This window comes from Pseudomonas sp. HY2-MNA-CIBAN-0224, from assembly GCF_040310285.1.
Taxonomy (GTDB): Bacteria; Pseudomonadota; Gammaproteobacteria; order Pseudomonadales; family Pseudomonadaceae; genus Aquipseudomonas; species Aquipseudomonas helleri.
In genome coordinates this window covers 1-22,441 of record NZ_JBEOPQ010000076.1, presented here as the reverse complement: position 1 = coordinate 22,441, position 22,441 = coordinate 1, and the positions used below count along the sequence as shown (strand labels likewise).

Annotated in this window: 19 protein-coding genes; 13 read left to right on the top strand and 6 right to left on the bottom strand. The window is 58.2% G+C overall.

The features are described 5' to 3' along the window. Positions 1–70: 70 nt before the first annotated feature. The 5 genes from AAEZ03_RS23250 to AAEZ03_RS23230 all read right to left on the bottom strand — a co-directional run bounded on the left by AAEZ03_RS23250 (position 71) and on the right by AAEZ03_RS23230 (position 4,676). Positions 71–358, bottom strand: coding sequence for a PA4642 family protein (locus AAEZ03_RS23250; protein WP_123751341.1), 288 nt, complete (start codon positions 356–358; stop codon positions 71–73). 51 nt (positions 359–409) lie between these two features. Beyond that, on the bottom strand, positions 410–904 hold the full coding sequence (locus AAEZ03_RS23245) for a hypothetical protein (protein ID WP_048367243.1): 495 nt from the start codon (positions 902–904) through the stop codon (positions 410–412). Between the two features lie 107 nt (positions 905–1,011). Further along, a complete protein-coding gene (locus AAEZ03_RS23240) occupies positions 1,012–2,727 on the bottom strand; it encodes an ABC transporter ATP-binding protein/permease (protein WP_350581879.1) in 1,716 nt (571 codons plus the stop codon). A 133-nt stretch (positions 2,728–2,860) separates the two neighbouring features. Continuing rightward, positions 2,861–3,421, bottom strand: a complete 561-nt coding sequence (locus tag AAEZ03_RS23235) for a response regulator transcription factor (RefSeq protein WP_123751337.1) — start codon at positions 3,419–3,421, stop codon at positions 2,861–2,863. After that, positions 3,414–4,676 (bottom strand): ATP-binding protein, encoded by a 1,263-nt coding sequence (locus AAEZ03_RS23230; protein ID WP_048367247.1) that lies wholly within the window; start codon positions 4,674–4,676, stop codon positions 3,414–3,416. Before AAEZ03_RS23230 ends, AAEZ03_RS23235 begins: the two co-directional genes overlap by 8 nt. A gap of 344 nt (positions 4,677–5,020) precedes the next feature. On the opposite strand from AAEZ03_RS23230, the gene AAEZ03_RS23225 reads away from it, so the two are divergent. From AAEZ03_RS23225 to AAEZ03_RS23185, 9 genes are all read left to right on the top strand, one after another. Continuing rightward, positions 5,021–5,737: an SIMPL domain-containing protein gene (locus AAEZ03_RS23225; protein WP_350581876.1), complete on the top strand. Its 717-nt coding sequence runs from the start codon at positions 5,021–5,023 to the stop codon at positions 5,735–5,737. Between the two features lie 307 nt (positions 5,738–6,044). Further along, complete coding sequence (locus tag AAEZ03_RS23220; RefSeq protein WP_350581874.1) at positions 6,045–7,670, top strand: ABC transporter substrate-binding protein; 1,626 nt, start codon at positions 6,045–6,047, stop codon at positions 7,668–7,670. A gap of 283 nt (positions 7,671–7,953) precedes the next feature. Next, positions 7,954–9,552, top strand: a complete 1,599-nt coding sequence (locus AAEZ03_RS23215) for an ABC transporter substrate-binding protein (RefSeq protein ID WP_350581872.1) — start codon at positions 7,954–7,956, stop codon at positions 9,550–9,552. Between the two features lie 149 nt (positions 9,553–9,701). Continuing rightward, complete coding sequence (locus tag AAEZ03_RS23210; RefSeq protein ID WP_350581870.1) at positions 9,702–11,069, top strand: OprD family porin; 1,368 nt, start codon at positions 9,702–9,704, stop codon at positions 11,067–11,069. A gap of 87 nt (positions 11,070–11,156) precedes the next feature. Continuing rightward, a complete protein-coding gene (locus AAEZ03_RS23205; protein WP_350581868.1) occupies positions 11,157–12,752 on the top strand; it encodes an ABC transporter substrate-binding protein in 1,596 nt (531 codons plus the stop codon). Positions 12,753–12,826: 74 nt separating this feature from the next. Continuing rightward, a complete protein-coding gene (locus AAEZ03_RS23200; protein WP_048367255.1) occupies positions 12,827–13,837 on the top strand; it encodes an ABC transporter permease subunit in 1,011 nt (336 codons plus the stop codon). A 10-nt stretch (positions 13,838–13,847) separates the two neighbouring features. After that, the gene (locus tag AAEZ03_RS23195) at positions 13,848–14,759 is read left to right on the top strand and encodes an ABC transporter permease subunit (RefSeq protein ID WP_048391413.1); all 912 of its coding nucleotides are present in this window, start codon (positions 13,848–13,850) and stop codon (positions 14,757–14,759) included. 10 nt (positions 14,760–14,769) lie between these two features. Beyond that, complete coding sequence (locus tag AAEZ03_RS23190) at positions 14,770–15,738, top strand: ABC transporter ATP-binding protein (RefSeq protein ID WP_350581866.1); 969 nt, start codon at positions 14,770–14,772, stop codon at positions 15,736–15,738. After that, positions 15,738–16,712, top strand: a complete 975-nt coding sequence (locus tag AAEZ03_RS23185) for a peptide ABC transporter ATP-binding protein (protein WP_262125508.1) — start codon at positions 15,738–15,740, stop codon at positions 16,710–16,712. The genes AAEZ03_RS23190 and AAEZ03_RS23185 overlap by 1 nt, the downstream gene beginning before the upstream one ends. Positions 16,713–17,003: 291 nt before the next feature. Here AAEZ03_RS23185 and AAEZ03_RS23180 read toward each other — a convergent pair whose 3' ends face one another. Beyond that, positions 17,004–18,587, bottom strand: a complete 1,584-nt coding sequence (locus AAEZ03_RS23180; RefSeq protein ID WP_350581863.1) for a peptide chain release factor 3 — start codon at positions 18,585–18,587, stop codon at positions 17,004–17,006. 337 nt (positions 18,588–18,924) lie between these two features. Between AAEZ03_RS23180 and AAEZ03_RS23175 the strand changes: the two genes are divergently transcribed. Genes AAEZ03_RS23175 through AAEZ03_RS23160 form a run of 4 tightly spaced genes read left to right on the top strand, consistent with a single transcriptional unit; the run spans position 18,925 to position 22,376 of the window. Beyond that, positions 18,925–19,641, top strand: a complete 717-nt coding sequence (locus tag AAEZ03_RS23175; protein WP_048367262.1) for an ABC transporter permease — start codon at positions 18,925–18,927, stop codon at positions 19,639–19,641. A 24-nt stretch (positions 19,642–19,665) separates the two neighbouring features. Continuing rightward, on the top strand, positions 19,666–20,559 hold the full coding sequence (locus tag AAEZ03_RS23170) for a glycine betaine ABC transporter substrate-binding protein (protein ID WP_048391634.1): 894 nt from the start codon (positions 19,666–19,668) through the stop codon (positions 20,557–20,559). A 9-nt stretch (positions 20,560–20,568) separates the two neighbouring features. After that, the gene (locus AAEZ03_RS23165; RefSeq protein ID WP_048367265.1) at positions 20,569–21,222 is read left to right on the top strand and encodes an ABC transporter permease; all 654 of its coding nucleotides are present in this window, start codon (positions 20,569–20,571) and stop codon (positions 21,220–21,222) included. Beyond that, positions 21,219–22,376, top strand: coding sequence for an osmoprotectant ABC transporter ATP-binding protein OsmV (locus tag AAEZ03_RS23160; RefSeq protein WP_153432686.1), 1,158 nt, complete (start codon positions 21,219–21,221; stop codon positions 22,374–22,376). The genes AAEZ03_RS23165 and AAEZ03_RS23160 overlap by 4 nt, the downstream gene beginning before the upstream one ends. Positions 22,377–22,441: the final 65 nt, after the last annotated feature.

The following is a 22,441-nucleotide window of genomic DNA, read 5'->3' as shown; positions in this document are numbered from 1 at the left end:
GAGCGAGCTTGCCTCGCGATCTTTTGATCGTCTGAAAGATCGCGAGGCAAGCTCGCTCCTACAGGCTGGATCAGCCGCGTGCAGCCTCGATGAGTTCGATGTACTCGGCAGCATTGCGCTGGTCTTTGATGATCTCGACAAAGGTCAGACCGTGCTCATCCTTGCCATCCAGATCGTAGCCGGCCTCTTTGAAAAAGGTCAGGAAGCGTTCGAAGTCGTCGATACGCAGACCGCGATAACCTTTGATCAATTTGTGCAGTGAAGGGGACGTCGCGTCCACAGGCTCAAAGTCCAGGAACAACTTGATCTGCTCATCGCCAATCTCATCACCAATCAACTGCTTCTTATCTTTACGCATGTCCGACTCCAGCCTGCTGATACTTCACGAGGGCCGCAGTTTACCCAAGGCTCAACGCGCGCGCACGCTGCCGGTGTGCAAGTCAGCCCAAATATGGCCATTGGCATAGGTCAAAAACTGGCAATAGACGATGTCATTGCGCAACAAATCCATCACCACGCGGTATTGGGACAGCGGGTAAGACAACGTCAGGGTTTTGCTCTCACTGTCAAAAGCCGGTTTTTTCAGGCTCTTGCTTTCACCGTCGAACGAAATCAGCACTTCGCGCACGGTCGCACCCTGGCTCAACGGTTTGCCCTTCAAGCGCACCAGCAACGATGCCGTGACCGGAATCGGCTGCTGATTGGAGGGCCGTTGACTGCCCACCACCACGGAATACGACGTCACCTGCATCAGTTGCTGCTGCTCAGGCTTCTCGCTGCGCAACTGCAAATCATCGGCGGGCAAAAACTGTGCATGGGCAGGCGAAGAAACCGCGGGCGCTGCGGCCAAGGGCAAGCTGACGGTCAACAAAAGAGGGGCAACACAGCGAAATAAGCGGTTCATGACCTGCTCCGAAAGGCGAGGCAGGCACTCTAGCACGCACACGTAACAAGCCATGACCGGTTATCACACCGCTCAGGCCGGTTACGCGCCTTCACTGCGTCGGCCCATTACTGGGCCATTAAATGGCCCGACTCAATCCGCACATGCCGCGGATGAAAACGCGCCAGGCTGCTGCGGTGCCCCACGCTGACAATGCTCAGACCCGGCAGTTGATCGATAAGCGCCTGATACAACCGCGCCTCGTCCTCTTCGTCCATCGCTGACGTTGCTTCGTCCATGTACAGCCATTGCGGGCGATACAACAGTGCCCGGGCAAACGCCAAACGCTGCTGTTCACCGCCCGACAACACTCGCTGCCAGTGATTGGCCTCGTCAAGCTTGGGGATCAGATGTTCCAGGCGGCAGGTGCGCAACACTTCTTCATAACGCTCAGACGGGTAGGTATCGCCGGTCTGTGGATAACTCAGCGCCTCGCGCAAGGTGCCAATCGGCAGGTAAGGTTTTTGCGGCAGGAACAACGCCCGCTCATGGGGCATTCGAATCGCCCCGCCGCCTTGCGGCCAAAGCCCGCCCATGGCGCGCAGCAAGGTACTTTTACCGCTGCCGGAGCGACCGCTGAGCATTAACCGGTCACCGGGCGCCACGTTCAGGCTCGCCCCGTGCAACAAAGGTCGGCCATCGGCCAGGTCCAGGCTCAGGTCATTGACGCTTAATGCCCCACCCTGGGCCTGTACATCAATCGCCGGTTGACGCTGTTCGTTGTCGGTCATGGCCTGACGGAAGCTCAGCAGACGATCACAGGTGGCGCGCCACGCCGCCAAGGTCACGTAGGCGTCGATAAACCAGCTGAAGTTCTCTTGCACATTGCCGAAGGCAGAGTTGATTTGCATCAGCTCACCCAACTCGATCTTGCCCGCGAAGTAGCGCGGGGCCGCCACGATAAAGGGGAAGATAATCGCAATTTGCGAATAACCGGCCGTGAAAAACGTCAGGCGCTTGGTCACCTTCATTTGCGTCCAGAAGTTGTGCCAGACCTTGCTGAAACGGCTGCTCAGGCGCTCAAGCTCGTTGGGTTCACCGTTGTACAACGCGATGCTCTCGGCGTTTTCACGCACCCGCACCATCGAAAAACGCAGATCCGCTTCGTAGCGTTGTTGTCGGTTGCTCAGGCCAATCAGGCGGCGACCGATCAAATGCGCCAGCCAACTGCCGACCAAGGCATATAACAGTGCGCACCAAAACATATAGCCAGGAATGGTGATGCCGAAGACGTCGATGCTGCCCGACACGCCCCACAAAATAATCGAGAACGACACCAGGCTGACCACGTTGCGGATCAAGCCCAGGCCGAGGGAGAGCGTACTGTCGGTAAAAGAGTTGAGGTCTTCGCTGATGCGCTGGTCAGGGTTATCGGTGTAACCGCCCTGCTCCAGCTGGTAGTAGTTTTTGTGGGCGAGCCAGCGCGCGAAGTGCTGCTCGGTCAGCCAGCGCCGCCAGCGGATAGTCAGCATCTGCGTGAGGTATAGCCGGTACACCGCGCCCACAATACCGGCAGCGGCAATCAGCCCGAAGTAACCGATCAGGTGCCAGAAAGCGGCGCTGTCTTTGTTTTCCAGCGCGTTATAGAAGTCTTTGTACCAATGGTTGATCCATACCGATATGCCGACGCTGACCAGCGACAAGGCAATCACCGCGATCAACAGCAGCCAGGCCCTGGCGCGCTCCTCACTGCGCCAGTAAGGCGTTATCAGCCCCCAGACGCGAGGAATAAAATCTCCACGCACAGCATCATTTACAACAGAAGGCTCAGCGTTCTGATTCATCGTTCGGGCTCGTTGGGAGTAAAGAGCAACCTGCGAGCCGGTCAGGACGACCGGCGCATTAGCACGTTGTAAAACAGACTAGGGCCGGTGGCAGTTTCGTTGCAAATTGAAACGAAACTGCGACAGCTTCTGTTCAGCGTCGGACCGGACGCTTCTGCAATTTGCGCTGCAAGGTACGTCGATGCATGCCCAGCGCACGGGCAGTTGCCGAGATATTGCCTTCATGTTCACCCAATACGCGTTGGATGTGCTCCCACTGCAGGCGATCGACCGACATCGGGTTATCCGGCACCAGCGAGTCGAGGTCGGCGTGCTGGCTCAGCAGGGCAGCCATCACGTCGTCGGCGTCAGCCGGTTTGCACAGGTAATTGCAGGCGCCGCGCTTGATCGCCTCGACCGCCGTGGCGATGCTCGAATAACCGGTCAGGATCACCACGCGCATGTCTGGATCGAGTTCCAGCAACTTGGGCAGCAGCACCAGGCCCGAATCACCTTCCATCTTCAGGTCCAGCGTGGCGAAATCAGGCACGTCCTGCTGAGCCAGAAGCAGCCCTTCTTCAGCGGAGCCTGCCGTGCTCACGCGAAATCCGCGTCGGGCCATGGCGCGGGCCATGACGCGGGTAAATGTCGCGTCGTCATCCACTAACAACAAATGTGGCAGTTCTTCGCCTTCGACCTGAATCTCTTCACTCATTTTCGTTTCCTCGGGAGACACGTGGCAGGCGTAGCTCGGTGAGCGTGCCGCCATCCTCATGACTGTAGAGTTTTACCGAGCCGCCAGCGCGTGTCACGCTGGCTTTGCTCAAGAATAGGCCCAGGCCGAAGCCTTTGCCTTTGGTTGTAAAAAACGGTTTGCCGATTTGTTCGGCAATGGCCAACGGTACACCCGCACCGTGGTCACGAATACTGATGGTTAAATCAACGGCGTCCCAATCCACAGTCACTTCGAGCCCTTCCGGGCAAGCGTCGGCGGCGTTGTTGAGCAAGTTGAGCAATGCCTGGGTGAGGTCTGGCGGTGGCGCCAGACGTGGCACCGGCGCGTGCCCCAAGCACTGAAAGCGATAGGTCGCTTCCGGGCGCATCAGGTGCCAGCGGTTCAACGCCTCATCGAGCCACTCAGTAACGTCCTGGACCTCAATGGCCAGACGACGATTGGCCTCGGCAGCCCGGACCAGTTGCTGCAAGGTCTCTTTGCACAACTTGACCTGATCTTGCAGCACGCTTAAATCATCCTGCAACTCGGGGTCCGGATGATCACGGCGGATCTCTTTAAGCAACACGCTCATGGTCGACAACGGCGTGCCCAATTCATGCGCCGCGCCGGCGGCCTGGGTCGCAACTGCCAGCAATTGCTGGTCACGCAGGCCTTCTTCACGGCGCAATGCGCGCAGTTCTTCTTGGCGGCGCAGCTCTTCGCCCATTCGGGCGGCAAAAAAGGTAATCACTGCAGCCGACAGGGCAAAACTGAGCCACATGCCGTAAATCTGCAGTTTTTCGCGGAAGAACGGCGCTGCTTCCACGGGGTAAAACTGCATCAACAGCAACGTGTACAGCGCCAGCGCGATGCCGGTCAAAATCAGCGAATAGCGCCAGGGCAACGTCACCGCCGCAATGGTCAACGGCACCAGGTAATACGACACAAACGGGTTGGCTGACCCACCCGAGAAGTACAGCAAGGCGCTGTGGATAAACAGATCACAGGCCAGTTGCAGCGCGTATTCAAGCTCGGTAACCGGCCACGTGGTGCGCAGGCGAATCGCGGTAAACGCGCACAGCAACGCGGAAAAACCGAGGGTCAGGCACAGCTGAAACCAGGGCAGCGGCAGCAGATGAAACCAGTAGGCAATGCCCACCGACCCCGCCTGTGCGACCAGCACCAGCATGCGGATAAACGTGAGACGCCAGAGGTTCTGGCGAGTTGCGGACAAAATTTGAACGGGGGCGAGCATGAGCTCTCCTGATGAGTGCTCCAGGCGACCGCACGGAGTATAACCAAGCTGGCGGCCTGACAGGCAAACGTGCGGCAATGGGCCACAGTGTATTTTTTGGAAAAACCGCTAATAGCCCCTGACTATCCTGTGGGAGCCGGGCTTGCCCGCGATTGGATCGACCCGATACAACAGACACCCAGGCGGTGCCTGCATCGCGAGCAAGCCCGCTCCCACAGATTTATGGCCCACCCATTTTTGCGCCCCCGCCCTTCTCTGAAGTTGTATCGAAAATGTAAGTAGGCGAACTGAATCCCGCCCACTACAGTCTTATAAGTCTTGCTGACCTCACCCAAGGAGCTTTTATGTTTACTGTTCAGCGCACTGCCGCCCTTTTGACCCTGAGCCTTGGCGCTTTCGCCAGCTTGCCGGCCCTGGCTGAAGGACTTAACTACAATCAGGTCTCGTTGCGTGCAGAAGCCAGTCAGGAAGTGCCGCGCGATCTGATGATCGTGACGCTGTACACCGAGGCGCAAAACACCGACTCAGCCAAGCTCGCCGCTGAAATCACCACCGCGATGAATAAAGCCATCGGCCAGGCCAAACAGGTCAAAGACGTGACCATGCGCCAGGGCAACCGCAACAGCTACCCGATCTATGACAACAAGACCCAAAAAATCACCGGCTGGCGTGAGCGCGCTGAACTGCGCCTGGAAAGCACCGATTTCGCCACCTTGTCCAAGTTGACCGGCGAACTGATGCAAACCCTGAAAATGGGCAACATGCAATTCACCGTGGCCAACGCCACGCGTAAAACCAGCGAAGATGCATTGCTCAAAGATGCGGTCAATGCCTTCAAGGCCCGCGCTCAACTGGCCACCGATGCCCTGGGCGGCAAGGGCTACAAAATCGTTAACCTGAACCTCAACAGCAACGGTTACCCGCAGCCCTACATGCGCAGCGCCATGATGATGAAAGCCGCTGGCGAAGCCATGGATTCGGCACCGACACCAGAAGTCGAAGCTGGCACCAGCGAAGTCAGCATGAGCGCCGACGGCGTGATCGAAGTTCAAATGCAATAAGCACCTTGCCACACCCCAAGCCCTTGCAGACTTCACGCTGCAAGGGCTTTTTTGTGCCCGCAATATCAAATAGCCCACGCACAAAAAGGAGTTTTCCTACGAACAAACAAACATGCGCCGACATATTTTCCCGCCAAGAGCCTAGATAAGTAACACCCCATCTGGATCGAACGGCAACTGCACGTGAACGGTCTATGGTTAACCCAGAGCCGCGATGCGTCTGTTGCACCGGCCAGGATGGGGTAAGTATCGAGAGGCTGATTCACCGGGTCGCCCTCACACTAAAAATGACAAAAAAGAGGTCTCCATGCTCAAACACGCGGTCATTCCTTTATTGGTGGGCGCCAGCCTGCTGGCAAGCGCACCTTTCGCCCAGGCAGCCACCAACCTGGTGTATTGCTCTGAAGGCAGCCCGGCCGGTTTTGACCCCGGCCAATACACCACCGGCACAGACTTCGACGCCTCGGCCGAAACGATCTACAACCGCCTCAGCGAGTTCGAACGCGGCAGCACCAACGTCATTCCAGGGCTGGCCACGAGCTGGGACATTTCACCGGACAACCTGACCTACACCTTCTATTTACGGGACGGGGTCAAGTTCCATACCACGCCGTACTTCACTCCCACGCGCAACTTCAACGCCGACGACGTGCTCTTCACCTTCAACCGTATGCTCGACAAAGACATGCCGTTCCGTAAGGCCTACCCCACCGAATTCCCGTACTTCACCGACATGGGGATGGACAAGAACATCAAGTCAGTCGAAAAAATCGACGACCACACCGTCAAGTTCACTCTGAACACGGTCGACGCGGCCTTTATCCAGAACATGGCCATGCACTTTGCCTCCATCGAGTCGGCCGAATACGCCGACAAACTGCTCAAGGCCGGCAACCCGTCCGACATCAACCAGAAGCCCATCGGCACCGGCCCGTTCGTGTTCAAGAGCTACCAAAAAGACTCGAACATCCGATACACCGGCAACAAAGACTACTGGAAGCCTGAAGACGTCAAAATCGACAACTTGATTTTCGCCATCACCACCGACCCGTCGGTGCGCATGCAAAAGCTGAAAAAGAACGAATGCCAGATCACCATTTACCCGCGCCCCGCAGACCTGCAGTCCCTCAAAGAAGACCCCAACCTGAAGATGCCCAGCCAGGCAGGCTTCAACACGGGTTACATCGCCTACAACGTGATGGACAAGATTAAAGGCAGCGACGAGCCCAACCCGATGGCCCAACTCAAGGTTCGTCAGGCGCTGGACATGGCCGTGAACAAGCAGCAAATCATTGATTCGGTGTATCAGGGTGCAGGCCAATTGGCGACCAACGTCTTGCCGCCGACCCAATGGTCCTATGACGAGTCGATCAAAGACGCGCCCTACGACCCTGAAAAAGCCAAGCAACTGCTCAAGGAAGCAGGCATCAAGGAAGGCACCGAAATCACCTTGTGGGCCATGCCCGTTCAACGCCCGTACAACCCGAACGCCAAGCTGATGGCTGAGATGCTGCAATCGGACTGGGGCAAGATCGGCATCAAGGCCAAGATCATGACCTACGAATGGGGCGAGTACATCAAGCGCTCAAAAGGCGGTGAAAACGGCGCGATGCTGATTGGCTGGAGCGGCGACAACGGTGACCCGGACAACTGGCTCGGCACCCTGTTCGGCTGCGACGCTATCAATGGCAACAACTTCTCCAAGTGGTGCAACCCCGAGTTCGACAAACTGATCACGGCCGCCAAAAACACCACGGACAAAGAGCAACGCACCAAGCTCTACGAACAAGCCCAGAAGTTGCTCAAAGAACAAGTCCCGCTCACACCCATCGCCCACTCTACGGTGTATCAACCGATGCGCAAAAACGTCGAAGGTTTCAAGATCAGCCCCTTGGGCTTGATGTCCTTCTACGGCGTGAGCGTTGATAAATAAGTAACCCGTGAATGCGGCGACAACGCCGCATTCACTTGTTCTACAAGCAACTCAGAAATTCCCTTCATACATCAGCTACCCCGTACTACAACAGAGGCTATAGGACTCACGGAAATTTCCTACAGCATTGTCAGCCTCTACGGATTTACTCGCCCGCCCCGCTCCCTCTAACGTCTAGCCACTGTCGGCCCATCAGGCCGGACGGCTGATGCGCTGAACCCATACGCCGCTCACAAGGCACGTATTCAACGCTCATAAAACAATAAAAAGGATGGGGATCTCGATGCATAAACCTCTGGTTTTATCTGTACTGATCAGCGCCGGCACACTGGCCGGCAGCCCGCTTGCGCACGCGGCCAATAGCCTGGTGTTTTGTTCCGAAGGCAGCCCTGCCGGTTTTGATACCGCGCAATACACCACCGCCACCGATAACGATGCTGCCGAACCGCTGTACAACCGTCTGGCCGAGTTTGAAAGGGGCGGCACCGTTGCTGTCCCGGCCCTGGCAACTCACTGGGAGGTGTCTGAAGACGGCCTGACCTACACCTTCCATCTGCGCGACGGGGTGAAGTTCCATACCACGCCATGGTTTACCCCGACCCGAAACTTCAACGCTGATGACGTGCTGTTCACCTTCAATCGCATGATCCACCCCGACCATCCGTTTCGCCTCGCCTACCCCACCGAGTTCCCTTATTTCAGCGGCATGAGCCTTAACAAAAACATCGCCAGCGTCGAAAAAACCGACCCGTTGACCGTGGTCATGACGCTCAACTCAGTAGACGCCGCCTTTATTCAAAACCTGGCCATGAGCTTTGCTTCGATTGTCTCGGCCGAATACGCCGAGCAACTGCTCACCACCGGCAAGCCCGGCGACATCAACCAAAAACCGGTCGGCACCGGGCCCTACGTATTCCAGCGCTATCAAAAAGACTCGAACATCCGCTATGCCGCCCACAAGGGCTATTGGAACCCCAGCCAGGTCAAACTCGACAGCCTGATTTTTTCGATCAACGTCGACGCTTCGGCACGCATGCAAAAGCTGCGTAAAAACGAGTGCCAGATCTCGCTGAACCCACGCCCTGCCGACCTGGCCGGGCTCAAGGCCGATCCGGCCTTGCAGGTTATTGAAAAGCCCGGTTTCAACCTCGGGTACATCACCTACAACGTCCAGCACAAACCGCTGGACCAACTGCCCGTGCGCCAGGCGCTGGACATGGCCATCAACAAGGACGCCATTCTCAAGGCGGTGTATCAAGGCGCGGGGCAAAAGGCCGTCAACGCCATGCCGCCGACGCAATGGTCCTATGACGACACCATCAAGGATGCGCCCTACAACCCGGAAAAAGCCAAAGCACTGCTCAAGGCCGCCGGGGTGAAAGAAGGCACAGAAATCACTTTGTGGGCCATGCCGGTGCAACGTCCCTACAACCCGAACGCCAAACTGATGGCGCAAATGCTGCAATCCGACTGGGCCAAGATCGGGCTCAAGATCAACATCGTCAGTTATGAGTGGGGCGAATACATCAAACGCACCAAACAAGGCGAGCATGACATCAGCCTCATTGGCTGGACCGGTGACAACGGCGACCCCGACAACTGGCTCGGCACCCTTTACAGCTGTGACGCCATAGGTGCCAACAACTACTCCAGGTGGTGCGACAGCGCCTACGAAACACTGATCAAAAAAGCCAGAACCCTCACTGACCGCGAACAACGAACCGTCTTGTACAAACAGGCCCAACAGTTGCTCAAGCAACAGGTTCCGATCACCCCGATTGCCCACTCTACGGTCAGTCAACCCTTGAGCGTCAAGGTCAAGGGTTTTGAGGTCAGCCCATTTGGGCGCAACACCTTCTCGGGCGTCAGCCTCGACGACTGAATAACCCTTTAACCCACCCACGTTTGCGCAGGCCACCCCACGGTGGTCCGCCCAGGCTTTGCCCGAATAAATGTTCCAACGCTCTAAACGGAGCCACACAGCTGTAACGCATAACAAAAACGACAATAAAAAGCACAGGAGCCTCAACCATGAAACTTGCAAGTACCGCGCTGTTAGCCATAGCCATCAGCAGCCTCAGTACAACCGCCCACGCCGATGAATTCATCGGTACCCAGCTTAAATCCGATGCCAGCGAGCAAAGCACTGCTGAGGGTTTTATCGAAGGCAGCAGCCTGAGCGGCACCACGCGCAACTGGTATGCGAACGAGCTTAAACGTCGGGGTGGCCAGTTCACCTACAACGATCATGGCACCCGCAAAACCACGCCGCGCCGGATCAACTGGACCCAAGGCACGATCCTTGATTTCAGCTCGGGCTTCACCCAAGGGACCGTGGGCTTCAGCACCCAAGTGGCGGCGTACAATGCCATCGCCCTGGATCGCGATATCAATCACATCGCCGGCAATAACAACCGCACCCTCAGCCGCAGCGACGGCGATGCGGTTGGCCAGTGGAGCAAGCTGGGCCTGGCAAACATCAAGGCCCGCATTTCCAACACCACACTGACCGTAGGCCGACAGAACTTCAGCAGCCCCACTATTGATGTGATCGGTAACCGTGCACTGCCTTCAAGCTTTCAAGGGGTGGGCTTGCGCAGCGAAGAGTTCAACAACCTGATTGTCGACGCGGGCTCCTTTGACCGCGTCTCGCCGCGTACTGAACAAAGCTTGAGCAAGTTCCGCAGTGAATATGGCGCCCTCGGGGTCGAAACAGATCGCGCCAGCGTTGCAGGCCTCAGCTACCAGCCGTTTAGCAGCCTGAAAACCTCGTTGTTTGCTACCCACGTCGAAGACTTCTGGAACCAGTACTACGTCGGTGCCGTGCATGACTGGGGCGACAATGCCGTGTTGGGCCTGAACACCAACTTTAACTACTACAAGACCCTCGACACCGGCAAAAAAGCCATGGGCGAGATCAACAACGACACTTACAGCCTGGCCTTCGGCCTGACCCACCAAGCCCACACCGTGAGCCTGTCGTACCAGCAAGTGGTTGGCGACGAGTACTTCGACTACCTGCACGAAACCAACGGCATTTACTTGGCCAACTCGCTGCTGTCGGACTTCAACGGCCCGAACGAAAAGTCACTGCAACTGGCGTACAGCATCAACATGGCGCAGTACGGTATTCCCGGCCTGAAATTCAACGCCTACCACGCCCGCGGTTGGGACATCGACGGCACCCACTACAAGGGCACCGCCTATGATGTACGCAACATGGACGGTGAAAAGCATTCGGAGTACAGCGTTGGCACATCCTATGCAATTCAAAGCGGTCCATTGAAAGCTACGGCCATCCGCGCGACCTACACCACGCACCGTGCCAGCAAAAACCAGTCTGACGGCAGCATCAATGAGTTCCGCGTGGTCACGACCATACCGTTCAATATTCTGTAAACGTCTTATAGCGCTCGACAGAACAGCGGCGGGCTCAAACAGCCCGCGCCGTTCTTGGCAGGCTCAATTAATCAGGAGAGGGTTGCCATGAAAAAATACCAACTGCGCACTGCCCTTGCCGCCGCACTGCTCAGTGCCGCCGTGAGTGTTAACGCCAAAACCCTGGTGGTGTGCACCGAAGCCAGCCCCGAAGGGTTCGATGTCGTTCAATACAGCACGGCGGTGACCGCTGACGCCTCGGCAGAAACCATCCTTGACCGGCTGGTCGACTTCAAGCCGGGCACTACCGATGTTGAGCCAGCCCTGGCAGAGCGCTGGGACATCAGCCCGGACGGGCTGGAATACACCTTTTACCTGCGCCCCGGGGTGAAGTTTCAAACCACCGACTACTTCACACCGACCCGCACCCTGAACGCCGACGACGTGATCTGGAGCTTTCAGCGCCAGCTCGACCCCAATCACCCATGGCACGCACTGTCGCTGGTGGGCTACCCCTACTTCGAAAGCATGGGTTTTAAAGACCTGCTCAAAAGCGTCGAAAAAGTGGACGACATGACGGTCAAGATCACCCTCAACCATGCTGAGTCGCCGTTCCTGCGCGACGTGGCCATGCCGTTCACCTCGATCTATTCCGCCGAATACGCCGACCAATTGCTCAAGTCCGGTAAAACCGCTGACCTCAACAGCAAGCCCATCGGCACCGGGCCGTTTATCTTCGTGCGCTACAACAAAGACGCCCAAGTGCGCTTCAAGGCCAACCCGGACTACTTCCGTGGCAAGCCGCCGAGCGACAACCTGATTTTCGCCGTGACCACCGACAGCAACGTGCGCCTGCAAAAGCTCAAGGCCAACGAATGCCAGATCGCCCTTTACCCCAAGCCCGACGAAGTCAAAAACATCCGCCAGGACCCTAACCTCAAGGTCGACGAACTGGCGGCGCTGATGACCAGCTACATCGCCATGAACACCAGCCACAAATACCTCAGCGATGTGCGGGTACGCCAGGCCATCGACATGGCGTTCGACAAGCAAACCTACCTCAACAGCGTCCATGGCGCAGGCAACGCCTTGCTGGCCATCAACCCGTACCCGCCGACCATGCTGGGCTTCAACACCACCCTGCAAAGCCCGCCTCGCGACCTGGACAAAGCCCGCGCCCTGCTCAAGGAAGCCGGCGTACCTGAAGGCACCACCTTCACCCTGTTCACCCGCAATGGTGGCGGCCCGACCAACCCCAACCCGATGCTCGGCGCCCAGTTGCTGCAATCAGACCTGGCCAAAGTCGGCATCAAACTCGACATCCGGGTCATGGAATGGGGCGAAATGCTCAAGCGCGCCAAGGCGGGCGAACACGACCTGGTTTCAACCGGCTGGGGCGGTGACAACGGCGACCCAGACAACTTCCTCACCCCGCTGCTGAGCTGTGAGGCCGCTAAAAATGGCGAAAACTACTCACGCTGGTGCAACAAAACCTTCGAGGACCTGATCACCAAAGCCCGCAACAGCAGTGAACCCGCAGAGCGGGCTGCACTCTATGAACAAGCACAGGTGGTATTTCATCAAGAACAACCCTGGATCAACGTCGCCCACCCTATGCTGTTTACAGCCATGCGTAAAAACGTCGAGGGCTACACTTTAAGCCCACTGACCCATAATAATTTCGCCACAACCCAGGTGAAGTAGAACAATAAAATACCCGCCAGCGTCCACCCCGACACTGGCGAACTGCCTGACCGGCTGATGAGGAACACCACACGATGTTTAGTTTTATTGCCCGCCGAATAGGGCTGTTGATCCCTACGTTTTTCGGCGTCACCTTGCTCACCTTCGCCCTGATTCGCATGATCCCCGGCGATCCGGTTGAAGTCATGATGGGTGAGCGTCGCGTCGACCCCGAAATGCACGCCCAGGCCATGGAGCGCCTGGGCCTGAACAAACCGCTCTATGAGCAGTATTTTGATTACGTCGGCAAACTCGCCCACGGCGACCTCGGCGAATCCTTGCGCACCCGTGAAAGCGTGTGGACCGAATTCACCGCGCTGTTCCCCGCCACTCTTGAGCTGGCGGGTGCGGCGCTATTGTTCGCGGGCATTTTCGGCTTGCTGGCCGGTGTCATTGCGGCCCTCAAGCGCGGCTCACTGTTTGACCACGGGGTGATGGGCATTTCCCTCGCGGGGTATTCGATGCCGATCTTCTGGTGGGGCCTGATCCTGATCATGTTCTTCTCCGTGGGCCTGGGCTGGACCCCGGTTTCCGGGCGCATCGACCTGCTCTATGACATCGAGCCGAAAACCGGCTTCATGCTCATCGACACCTTGCTCAGCGACGAACCCGAAGCGTTCTGGGATGCGCTGCACCACATCATTCTGCCCGCCATCGTGCTGGGCACCATCCCGCTGGCGGTGATTGCGCGCATGACCCGTTCATCGATGCTCGAAGTGCTGCGCGAAGACTACATCCGCACCGCCCGCGCCAAAGGCCTGTCGCCTGCCCGGGTGGTGTTCGTGCACGGCCTGCGCAACGCGCTGATCCCGGTGCTGACCGTGGTCGGCCTGCAAGTCGGTACCCTGCTGGCCGGTGCCGTGCTCACCGAAACCATTTTCTCGTGGCCCGGTATCGGTAAATGGCTGATCGAAGCCATTGGCGCCCGGGACTATCCCGTGGTGCAAAACGGCATCCTGCTAATCGCCTGCCTGGTGATTCTGGTCAACTTCGTGGTGGATATCCTCTACGGCTTTGCCAACCCACGCATCCGTCACCAGCGCTGAGATCCTGACCATGAGTACCTCGACCAATAGCACTGAAGTGGATCAAAGCCTGCTTTATCCCTCCCCGTACAAAGAGTTCTGGCACGCCTTCGCGAAAAACAAAGGCGCAGTGGCGGGCCTGATGTTCATGAGCCTCATCGTGTTCTGCGCGGTGTTTGCCCCGTGGGTCGCCCCGCATAACCCGAGCGAGCAATACCGCGATTTCTTGCTCACCCCGCCGGTGTGGCTGGAAGGCGGCAACTGGCAATTTTTGCTGGGCACCGACGAACTGGGCCGGGACATGCTCTCGCGCCTGATCGCAGGTTCGCGCCTGTCACTGTTAATCGGCTTGTCATCGGTGGTGATTTCGCTGATTCCGGGGGTGATCCTTGGCCTGTTCGCCGGGTTCTTCCCGCGCCTGCTGGGCCCGAGCATCATGCGTTTAATGGACATCATGCTGGCCTTGCCGTCGTTGCTGCTGGCGGTGGCGATTGTCGCCATCCTCGGCCCTGGCCTGATCAACACCGTGATCGCGATTGCCGTGGTCTCGCTGCCGTCCTACGTGCGCCTGACCCGCGCCGCTGTGATGGGTGAACTGAACCGTGACTACGTCACCGCAGCGCGCCTGGCCGGCGCCAGCTTGCCGCGTCTGATGTTCATCACCGTGCTGCCCAACTGCATGGCGCCGCTGATCGTGCAGGCAACATTGAGTTTCTCGTCGGCGATCCTCGACGCCGCGGCTCTGGGTTTTCTGGGGTTGGGCGTGCAACCGCCAACGCCTGAGTGGGGCACCATGCTCGCCTCGGCCCGTGACTACATCGAACGTGCCTGGTGGGTGGTGAGTCTGCCCGGCCTGGCCATTTTGCTCAGCGTGCTGGCAATCAACCTGATGGGCGACGGTCTGCGCGATGCGCTGGACCCGAAACTCAAAAACGCCGCCTGAGGAGATTCCCATGTCATTGCTAGAAATCAAGAATCTCAACGTTCGTTTTGGCGACGCCAACGCCGTGCCGGTTGTCGATGGTTTGAGCCTGTCTGTGGATAAAGGCGAAGTACTGGCCATTGTCGGTGAATCGGGGTCGGGCAAGTCCGTGACCATGATGGCGCTGATGGGCCTGATTGAAGCCCCCGGCATTGTCACCGCCGACGCCATGACCTTCGACGGCAAAAACATGCTGACCCTCAGCCCGCGTCAACGCCGGCAAGTGGTCGGCAAAGACATGGCGATGGTCTTTCAAGACCCGATGACCGCCTTGAACCCCAGCTACACCGTGGGTTTCCAGATTGAAGAAGTGCTGCGCCTGCACCTCAAGATGTCGAAAAAAGACGCCCGCAAGCGCGCCATCGAACTGCTCGAAAAAGTCGAAATCCCCGCAGCGGCCAGCCGCATGCAGGCTTATCCGCACCAGTTGTCGGGGGGCATGAGCCAACGCGTTGCGATCGCCATGGCCATCGCCGCCGAACCCAAACTGCTGATCGCTGACGAACCAACCACCGCGCTCGACGTGACCATTCAGGCGCAGATCATGGACTTGCTGCTCAACCTGCAACGCGAGCAGGACATGGCCCTGGTGCTGATTACCCACGACCTCGCCGTCGTCGCCGAAACTGCACAGCGCGTGTGCGTGATGTACGCAGGCCAAGCGGTCGAAGTCGGCAACGTGCCTGGGCTGTTTGACGTCCCGGCGCACCCGTACAGCGAAGCATTGCTGGCGGCCATCCCGGAACACAGCATGGGCGCTGCGCGGCTGGCGACCTTGCCCGGCATCGTCCCCGGCCGTTACGACCGCCCTCAGGGCTGCCTGCTGTCACCGCGCTGCCCGTATGTGCAAGACACCTGCCGCCAGCAACGCCCGGCCCTTGAACCCAAAGTTCACAGCCAGGTGCGCTGCTTCTTCCCCTTGAATCAGGAGGTGGCGTAATGACTGTTGTTCTGACTGCCCGTGATCTGACCCGCCATTACGAAGTGTCCCGCGGCCTGTTCAAAGGCCATGCCGTGGTCCGTGCGCTCAACGGCGTATCTTTTGAACTTGAAGCCGGGAAAACCCTGGCCGTGGTCGGAGAATCCGGCTGTGGCAAATCAACCCTCGCCCGCGCCCTGACCCTGATCGAAGAACCCTCTTCGGGCTCATTGAAAATCGCCGGGCAAGAAGTGGCAGGCGCCAACAAGGCCGAACGCAAACAACTGCGCAAAGACGTGCAGATGGTCTTCCAGAGCCCTTACGCCTCACTCAACCCACGGCAAAAGGTCGGTGACCAACTGGCCGAACCGCTGCTGATCAACACCGCCCTGAGCGCCAGCGAACGCCGCGAAAAAGTCCAGGCCATGATGAAACAGGTCGGCTTGCGCCCTGAGCATTACCACCGCTACCCGCACATGTTTTCGGGTGGCCAGCGCCAGCGCATCGCCCTGGCACGGGCCATGATGCTGCAACCCAAAGTGCTGGTGGCCGATGAGCCGACCTCAGCCCTCGACGTGTCGATTCAGGCGCAGGTGCTCAACCTGTTCATGGACTTGCAGCAAGAGTTCAACACCGCTTACGTCTTTATCTCGCACAACCTGGCGGTGGTGCGGCATGTGGCCGATGAAGTTTTGGTGATGTACCTGGGCCGCCCGGTAGAAATGGGCCCCAAAGAAGAAATCTACACCCGGCCGCTGCACCCTTACACCCAGGCGCTATTGTCGGCGACCCCGACCATTCACCCGGACCCGCTCAAGCCGAAAATAAAAATCGCCGGAGAACTGCCCAACCCGCTCAACCCGCCCTCTGGCTGCGCCTTCCACAAGCGCTGCGCGTACGCGACCGAGTTTTGCAGCACTCATGAACCGTCATTGCGTGTGCTGGATAACCGCCAAGTGGCTTGCCATCACGCCGAGCAGTTTTTGCAGGCGTAGCGCAAAACCCTGGCTGTAGGCGCCAATGCAGTTCACTTAAAAAGGGTGGGAGCGGGCTTGCTCGCGATGGTTTTCAGGGCGCCTCATTTGTTCGGCAAAACGCGTCATCGTTAACGACCATCGCGAGCAAGCCCGCTCCCACAGAGTTAAGTGACCAGCCAGGGTTTAGGTCTGGCTGTCAGCAACGCCAACACAACTTAAAGCGGGCGATAGACCTGTTTGGAATAGCCAGGCATAAAAAAAGCGAAGCCCGAAAGCTTCGCTTTTTTTAACCCGTAAACGCCGGAGCGCTTAGTGGTGCTCACGCGTTGCGCGGAAGCTGATGTCTGGCCAACGCTCTTCCATCAACGCCAGGTTGACGCGGGTCGGGGCCAGGTAAGTCAGGTGCCCGCCGCCATCGACGGCCAAGTTTTCGACGGCCTTGTTGCTGAACTCTTCCAGCTTCTTTTTATCGCTGCTGTCGATCCAGCGCGCCGAGTACACAGTGATTGGCTCGTAGGAGCATTCCACTTTGTATTCTTCTTTCAAGCGGCTCGCGACCACGTCGAACTGCAGCACACCCACGGCGCCCAGAATGATGTCGTTGCTGCGCTCCGGGAAGAACACCTGTGTGGCGCCCTCTTCGGCCAGTTGCTGCAAGCCTTGGCGCAGCTGCTTGGACTTGAGCGGATCGCGCAGACGCACGCGACGGAACAGTTCCGGGGCGAAGTGCGGAATACCGGTGAAGCTGAGGTTTTCACCCTCGGTAAAGGTGTCACCGATCTGGATGGTGCCGTGGTTGTGCAAACCGATGATGTCGCCCGCGTAGGCTTCTTCGAGCTGTTCACGCTCGGAGGAGAAGAACGTCAGTGCATCGCCGATGCGCACGTCTTTGCCAGTACGCGCGTGGCGCATCTTCATGCCCTTTTCGTACTTGCCCGAGCAAATGCGCATAAAGGCGATACGGTCGCGGTGTTTAGGGTCCATGTTCGCCTGGATCTTGAACACGAAGCCGCTGAATTTTTCTTCAACCGGCTCAACCACACGCTCGTTGGCCACACGGGCCAGCGGCATCGGTGCCCAGTCAACCACCGCGTCCAGCACGTGGTCGACACCGAAGTTGCCCAACGCCGTACCGAAGAACACCGGGGTCAGTTGACCGTCGAGGAACTCCTGCTGATTGAACTCGTGGCAGGCGCCCTGCACCAGCTCAAGCTGTTCAACAAAACGATCGTACTCGTCACCCAGGTGGGCGCGGGCTTCGTCGGAGTCGAGCTTTTCGATGATCTTGGTTTCGGTACGTTCATGACCGTGCCCGGCGGTGTAGACGATGATGTAGTCGTCTGCCAGGTGGTAAACGCCCTTGAAGTCGCGGTAGCAACCAATCGGCCAGGTGATCGGCGCTGCCTTGATTTGGAGGACGGCTTCGATCTCGTCGAGCAATTCGATCGGGTCACGAATGTCACGGTCGAGTTTGTTGATAAAGCTGACGATCGGCGTGTCACGCAGACGGCAAACGTCCATCAGGGCGATGGTGCGCGGCTCAACACCTTTACCGCCGTCGAGCACCATCAACGCCGAGTCGACCGCCGTCAACGTGCGGTAGGTGTCTTCCGAGAAGTCTTCGTGGCCCGGGGTGTCGAGCAGGTTGATCATGTGGTCGCGATACGGGAACTGCATGACCGACGTGGTAATCGAAATACCCCGTTGCTTTTCCATTTCCATCCAGTCGGAGGTGGCATGGCGGTCGGACTTTCGCGATTTCACCGTGCCGGCGACCGCAATCGCCTTGCCCATCAGCAAGAGCTTCTCGGTGATGGTGGTTTTACCCGCATCGGGGTGGGAAATAATGGCGAAAGTGCGGCGTTTCGCGACTTCGGCGGCCTGATGGGTCATGGGAAATCGCCTGACGATTGATTCAAAAAAGGGCGCGGATTATAGCCCAAATCAGGGCCGTGCAGCCACCGTTCGCGCCCTTGCTCGTCGGACAAGGGTGGCAATGTGCCGTAAAAAATGTGAACCTTTTAAACAGTGGAGGCGTCCATTCCTTTGATACGACAACGTGTCAGGGGCTGAATTATCAGCAAGTTAGTCTGACGAGGCTGCGCTAATGACAGGCAATTGGGGTGCATTTCGCCCCACCTGTTGCTCTTCGCGAACGCATTGCCGGCAGCCAGAAATGGCCTTGCCACACGGGAATGTGTCCGCCGACTGAAAAAAAAGGAGTCCGCCTATGGCTAATCGCTATGGTAAAGGGCTTATAGGATGCGCGGTTGTGATCGCGGTCCTGGCCCTGTTGGTCCACTGGATCGGCATAAGCACTATCGAACACTATCAAGATGATCTGTTGTTCTACCTGCAAGCCCACCTGTACCTCGTACTCGCTTCAATGTTTATCGCCCTCCTTGTAGGGATACCCGCTGGCATTGCGTTAAGCCGACCGAACATGGTCGGGCATGCCGAACGTTTCATGCAGGTCTTCAACATCGGTAACACCGTTCCACCGCTTGCAGTACTGGCCATTGCCCTGGGTTTTCTGGGGATCGGCAGTGGGCCTGCTATCTTCGCGCTGTTTCTCGCCTCGTTGCTGCCCATTGTGCGCAACACCTACGAAGGCCTGAAAAACGTTCCTGCCTCACTCAAAGAAGCCGCTGTCGGTATCGGCATGACCCCGCGTCAAGTGCTGTGGCGCGTCGAATTGCCCAATGCCGTGCCCATCATCATGGGCGGCGTGCGGGTTGCACTGGCGATTAACGTCGGTACTGCGCCGCTGGCCTTCCTGATTGGCGCCAACAGCCTGGGCAGTCTGATTTTCCCTGGCATTGCCCTCAACAATCAGCCGCAATTGATCCTTGGCGCAGCCTGTACCGCGCTGTTGGCATTGCTGCTCGACGGCCTGGTGATACTCATCAGCCGCCGCTGGTTGGAACGCGGTCTGCGACCTTCATAGGTCGGGCTGAGGAAAGGAATAATCATGAAGAAAATTAGCTTGATATTAGGCTGCATCCTGCTGTTCGCAGGAATTGTTCAGGCCGCAGAAAAACCCACCATCCGCATCGGTGCACGGGTGTTTACCGAGCAGACCCTGCTCGCTGAAATCACCGCCCAGTACCTCAACAGCAAGGGCTATAACGCCCAGGTAACCGGCGGTCTGGGCAGCAGCCTGGCACGCAGCGCCCATGAAACCGGGCAACTGGACATGGTCTGGGAATACACCGGCGTGTCGCTGGTGGCCTACAACCACATCACCGAGAAGCTCGACAAAGATCACGCCTACGACCGCGTGAAAGAAGTCGACGCGAAAAAGGGCCTGATCTGGCTGCACCCGTCCAAGTTCAGCAACACCTATGCGCTGGCATTGCCACAAAACGTGGCTGAAGAGTTCCCGGACATCAACACCATCAGTGACTTGGACAAGGCGCTGCGTGACCCGGAAAACAAAAACGCCCTGGTGGCACTCGACACCGAGTTCGCTAACCGCTCCGACGGTTTGCAAGGCATGGTCAAGCTGTACGACATGGACCTGACGCGCAAAAACATCCGCCAGATGGACGCAGGCCTGGTCTACACCGCCCTTAAAAACGGCCAGGTGTTTGCAGGGCTGGTGTACACCACTGACGGTCGCTTGAGCGCCTTCAACCTCAAGTTGCTCGACGACGACCTGCATTACTTCCCGGACTACACCGCCGCGCCGGTGGTGCGTAAAGCCTTCCTCGACGCGCACCCGGAGCTCGAAGCGCAGCTCAAGCCGCTGGCTGACCTGCTGGACGACGAAACCATGCGACAGCTCAACGCCCGGGTCGACGTTGACCACGAAAGCCCGTCCAAAGTCGCCGCAGACTTTCTGCGCCAACATCCACTCAACTGAGGAGAAGACATGGAATTTCTAAACGCCTTTTCCCACATGGACTGGTCGCTGGTCGCACACCTGACATGGCAGCACATCACCTTGGTCGGTATTGCCGTCACCCTGGCCATTGTGGTCGGCGTGCCGCTGGGCGTGCTGATGACCCGCTTCCCGTCATTGGCTGGCCCCATGCAAGCCAGCGCCACAGTGATGCTGACCATCCCCTCGATTGCGCTGTTTGGTCTGCTGCTGCCGTTCTACTCGAAATTCGGCCAAGGCCTGGGCCCGATGCCCGCCATTACTGCCGTGTTCCTGTATTCGCTGCTGCCGATCATGCGCAACACCTACCTCGCCCTCACCGGCGTAGAGCCGGGTATTCGTGAAGCCGCACGCGGCATCGGCATGACCTTCGGCCAGCGCCTGCGCATGGTTGAGCTGCCCATCGCTGTGCCGGTGATTCTGGCCGGTGTGCGCACCGCCGTGGTGATGAACATCGGTGTCATGACCATTGCCGCCACCATCGGTGCTGGCGGTCTGGGTGTACTTATTCTGGCTGCAATCAGCCGCAGCGACATGTCGATGCTGATCGTCGGCGCGGTCCTGGTCAGTGTTCTGGCCATCGTCGCTGACCTGCTTCTGCAATGGCTGCAACGCTCGTTGACTCCAAAAGGATTACTGAAATGATCGAACTTCAAAACCTCAGCAAGACCTTCCAAAGCAACGGCAAAGACGTCAAGGCCGTGGACTCGGTGAGCCTGACTGTCAACGAAGGCGAAATCTGCGTGTTCCTCGGACCATCGGGTTGCGGCAAAAGCACCACGTTGAAAATGATCAACCGCCTGATCAAACCGACCTCCGGCAAGATTTTGATCAACGGCGAAGACACCACCGACCTCGACGCGGTGACACTGCGCCGCAACATTGGCTACGTGATTCAGCAGATCGGTCTGTTCCCGAACATGACCATCGAAGAAAACATCACCGTGGTACCGCGCCTGCTGGGCTGGGACAAACAAAAGTGCCATGACCGTGCCCGCGAACTGATGAGCATGATCAAGCTGGAACCCAAGCAGTACCTGCACCGCTACCCGCGTGAACTGTCGGGTGGCCAGCAACAGCGTATCGGCGTGATCCGCGCCCTGGCGGCCGACGCCCCGCTGCTGTTAATGGATGAGCCGTTCGGTGCGGTCGACCCGATCAACCGCGAAATGATCCAGAACGAATTCTTCGAGATGCAGCGTGCGCTGAACAAGACCGTGATCATGGTCAGCCACGACATCGACGAAGCCATCAAGCTGGGCGACAAGATCGCCATCTTCCGTGGCGGCAAGCTGCTGCAGATGGACCACCCGGACACCCTGCTCGCGCACCCGGCCGACGACTTTGTCAGCAACTTTGTCGGCCAGGACAGCACGCTCAAGCGCTTGCTGCTGGTCAAGGCCGAAGATGCGGCCGACAACGCACCGTCGGTAAGCCCGGAAACGCCGGTGGCCGAAGCGCTGGACCTGATGGACGAACTCGACCGCCGCTATGTCGTCGTCACCGATGCCGACAACAAGGCGCTGGGCTATGTCCGCCGTCGCGACCTGCACCGCCAGACCGGCACCTGCGGCCAATTCCTGCGTGAATTCAACGCCACGGCGGCCTACGACGAACACTTGCGCATCCTGCTGTCGCGCATGTACGAGTTCAACCGTTCGTGGTTGCCGGTGATGGACGCCGAGCGTGTGTTCCTTGGTGAAGTGACCCAGGAATCGATCGCCGCCTACCTCAGCTCGGGCCGTTCACGCGGCGCCAAAACCAGCATCGTTTCACCGGCTGAAACCGCGCAGGCTTAAGCCGCCCCTGTAGGCGCGAGCTTGTCTCGCGATCTTTTGACCTTTAAAAGATCGCGAGACAAGCT

What these genes read in the sequence shown, in the direction of transcription:
- AAEZ03_RS23250 (WP_123751341.1), bottom strand. Translation starts at nt 358, where the DNA reads ATGCGTAAAGATAAGAAGCAGTTGATTGGTGATGAGATTGGCGATGAG.
- AAEZ03_RS23175 (WP_048367262.1), top strand. Translation starts at nt 18,925, where the DNA reads ATGGCTAATCGCTATGGTAAAGGGCTTATAGGATGCGCGGTTGTGATC.
- AAEZ03_RS23225 (WP_350581876.1), top strand. Translation starts at nt 5,021, where the DNA reads ATGTTTACTGTTCAGCGCACTGCCGCCCTTTTGACCCTGAGCCTTGGC.
- AAEZ03_RS23185 (WP_262125508.1), top strand. Translation starts at nt 15,738, where the DNA reads ATGACTGTTGTTCTGACTGCCCGTGATCTGACCCGCCATTACGAAGTG.
- AAEZ03_RS23160 (WP_153432686.1), top strand. Translation starts at nt 21,219, where the DNA reads ATGATCGAACTTCAAAACCTCAGCAAGACCTTCCAAAGCAACGGCAAA.
- AAEZ03_RS23215 (WP_350581872.1), top strand. Translation starts at nt 7,954, where the DNA reads ATGCATAAACCTCTGGTTTTATCTGTACTGATCAGCGCCGGCACACTG.
- AAEZ03_RS23245 (WP_048367243.1), bottom strand. Translation starts at nt 904, where the DNA reads ATGAACCGCTTATTTCGCTGTGTTGCCCCTCTTTTGTTGACCGTCAGC.
- AAEZ03_RS23205 (WP_350581868.1), top strand. Translation starts at nt 11,157, where the DNA reads ATGAAAAAATACCAACTGCGCACTGCCCTTGCCGCCGCACTGCTCAGT.
- AAEZ03_RS23170 (WP_048391634.1), top strand. Translation starts at nt 19,666, where the DNA reads ATGAAGAAAATTAGCTTGATATTAGGCTGCATCCTGCTGTTCGCAGGA.
- AAEZ03_RS23195 (WP_048391413.1), top strand. Translation starts at nt 13,848, where the DNA reads ATGAGTACCTCGACCAATAGCACTGAAGTGGATCAAAGCCTGCTTTAT.
- AAEZ03_RS23165 (WP_048367265.1), top strand. Translation starts at nt 20,569, where the DNA reads ATGGAATTTCTAAACGCCTTTTCCCACATGGACTGGTCGCTGGTCGCA.
- AAEZ03_RS23235 (WP_123751337.1), bottom strand. Translation starts at nt 3,421, where the DNA reads ATGAGTGAAGAGATTCAGGTCGAAGGCGAAGAACTGCCACATTTGTTG.
- AAEZ03_RS23240 (WP_350581879.1), bottom strand. Translation starts at nt 2,727, where the DNA reads ATGAATCAGAACGCTGAGCCTTCTGTTGTAAATGATGCTGTGCGTGGA.
- AAEZ03_RS23210 (WP_350581870.1), top strand. Translation starts at nt 9,702, where the DNA reads ATGAAACTTGCAAGTACCGCGCTGTTAGCCATAGCCATCAGCAGCCTC.
- AAEZ03_RS23180 (WP_350581863.1), bottom strand. Translation starts at nt 18,587, where the DNA reads ATGACCCATCAGGCCGCCGAAGTCGCGAAACGCCGCACTTTCGCCATT.
- AAEZ03_RS23190 (WP_350581866.1), top strand. Translation starts at nt 14,770, where the DNA reads ATGTCATTGCTAGAAATCAAGAATCTCAACGTTCGTTTTGGCGACGCC.
- AAEZ03_RS23220 (WP_350581874.1), top strand. Translation starts at nt 6,045, where the DNA reads ATGCTCAAACACGCGGTCATTCCTTTATTGGTGGGCGCCAGCCTGCTG.
- AAEZ03_RS23230 (WP_048367247.1), bottom strand. Translation starts at nt 4,676, where the DNA reads ATGCTCGCCCCCGTTCAAATTTTGTCCGCAACTCGCCAGAACCTCTGG.
- AAEZ03_RS23200 (WP_048367255.1), top strand. Translation starts at nt 12,827, where the DNA reads ATGTTTAGTTTTATTGCCCGCCGAATAGGGCTGTTGATCCCTACGTTT.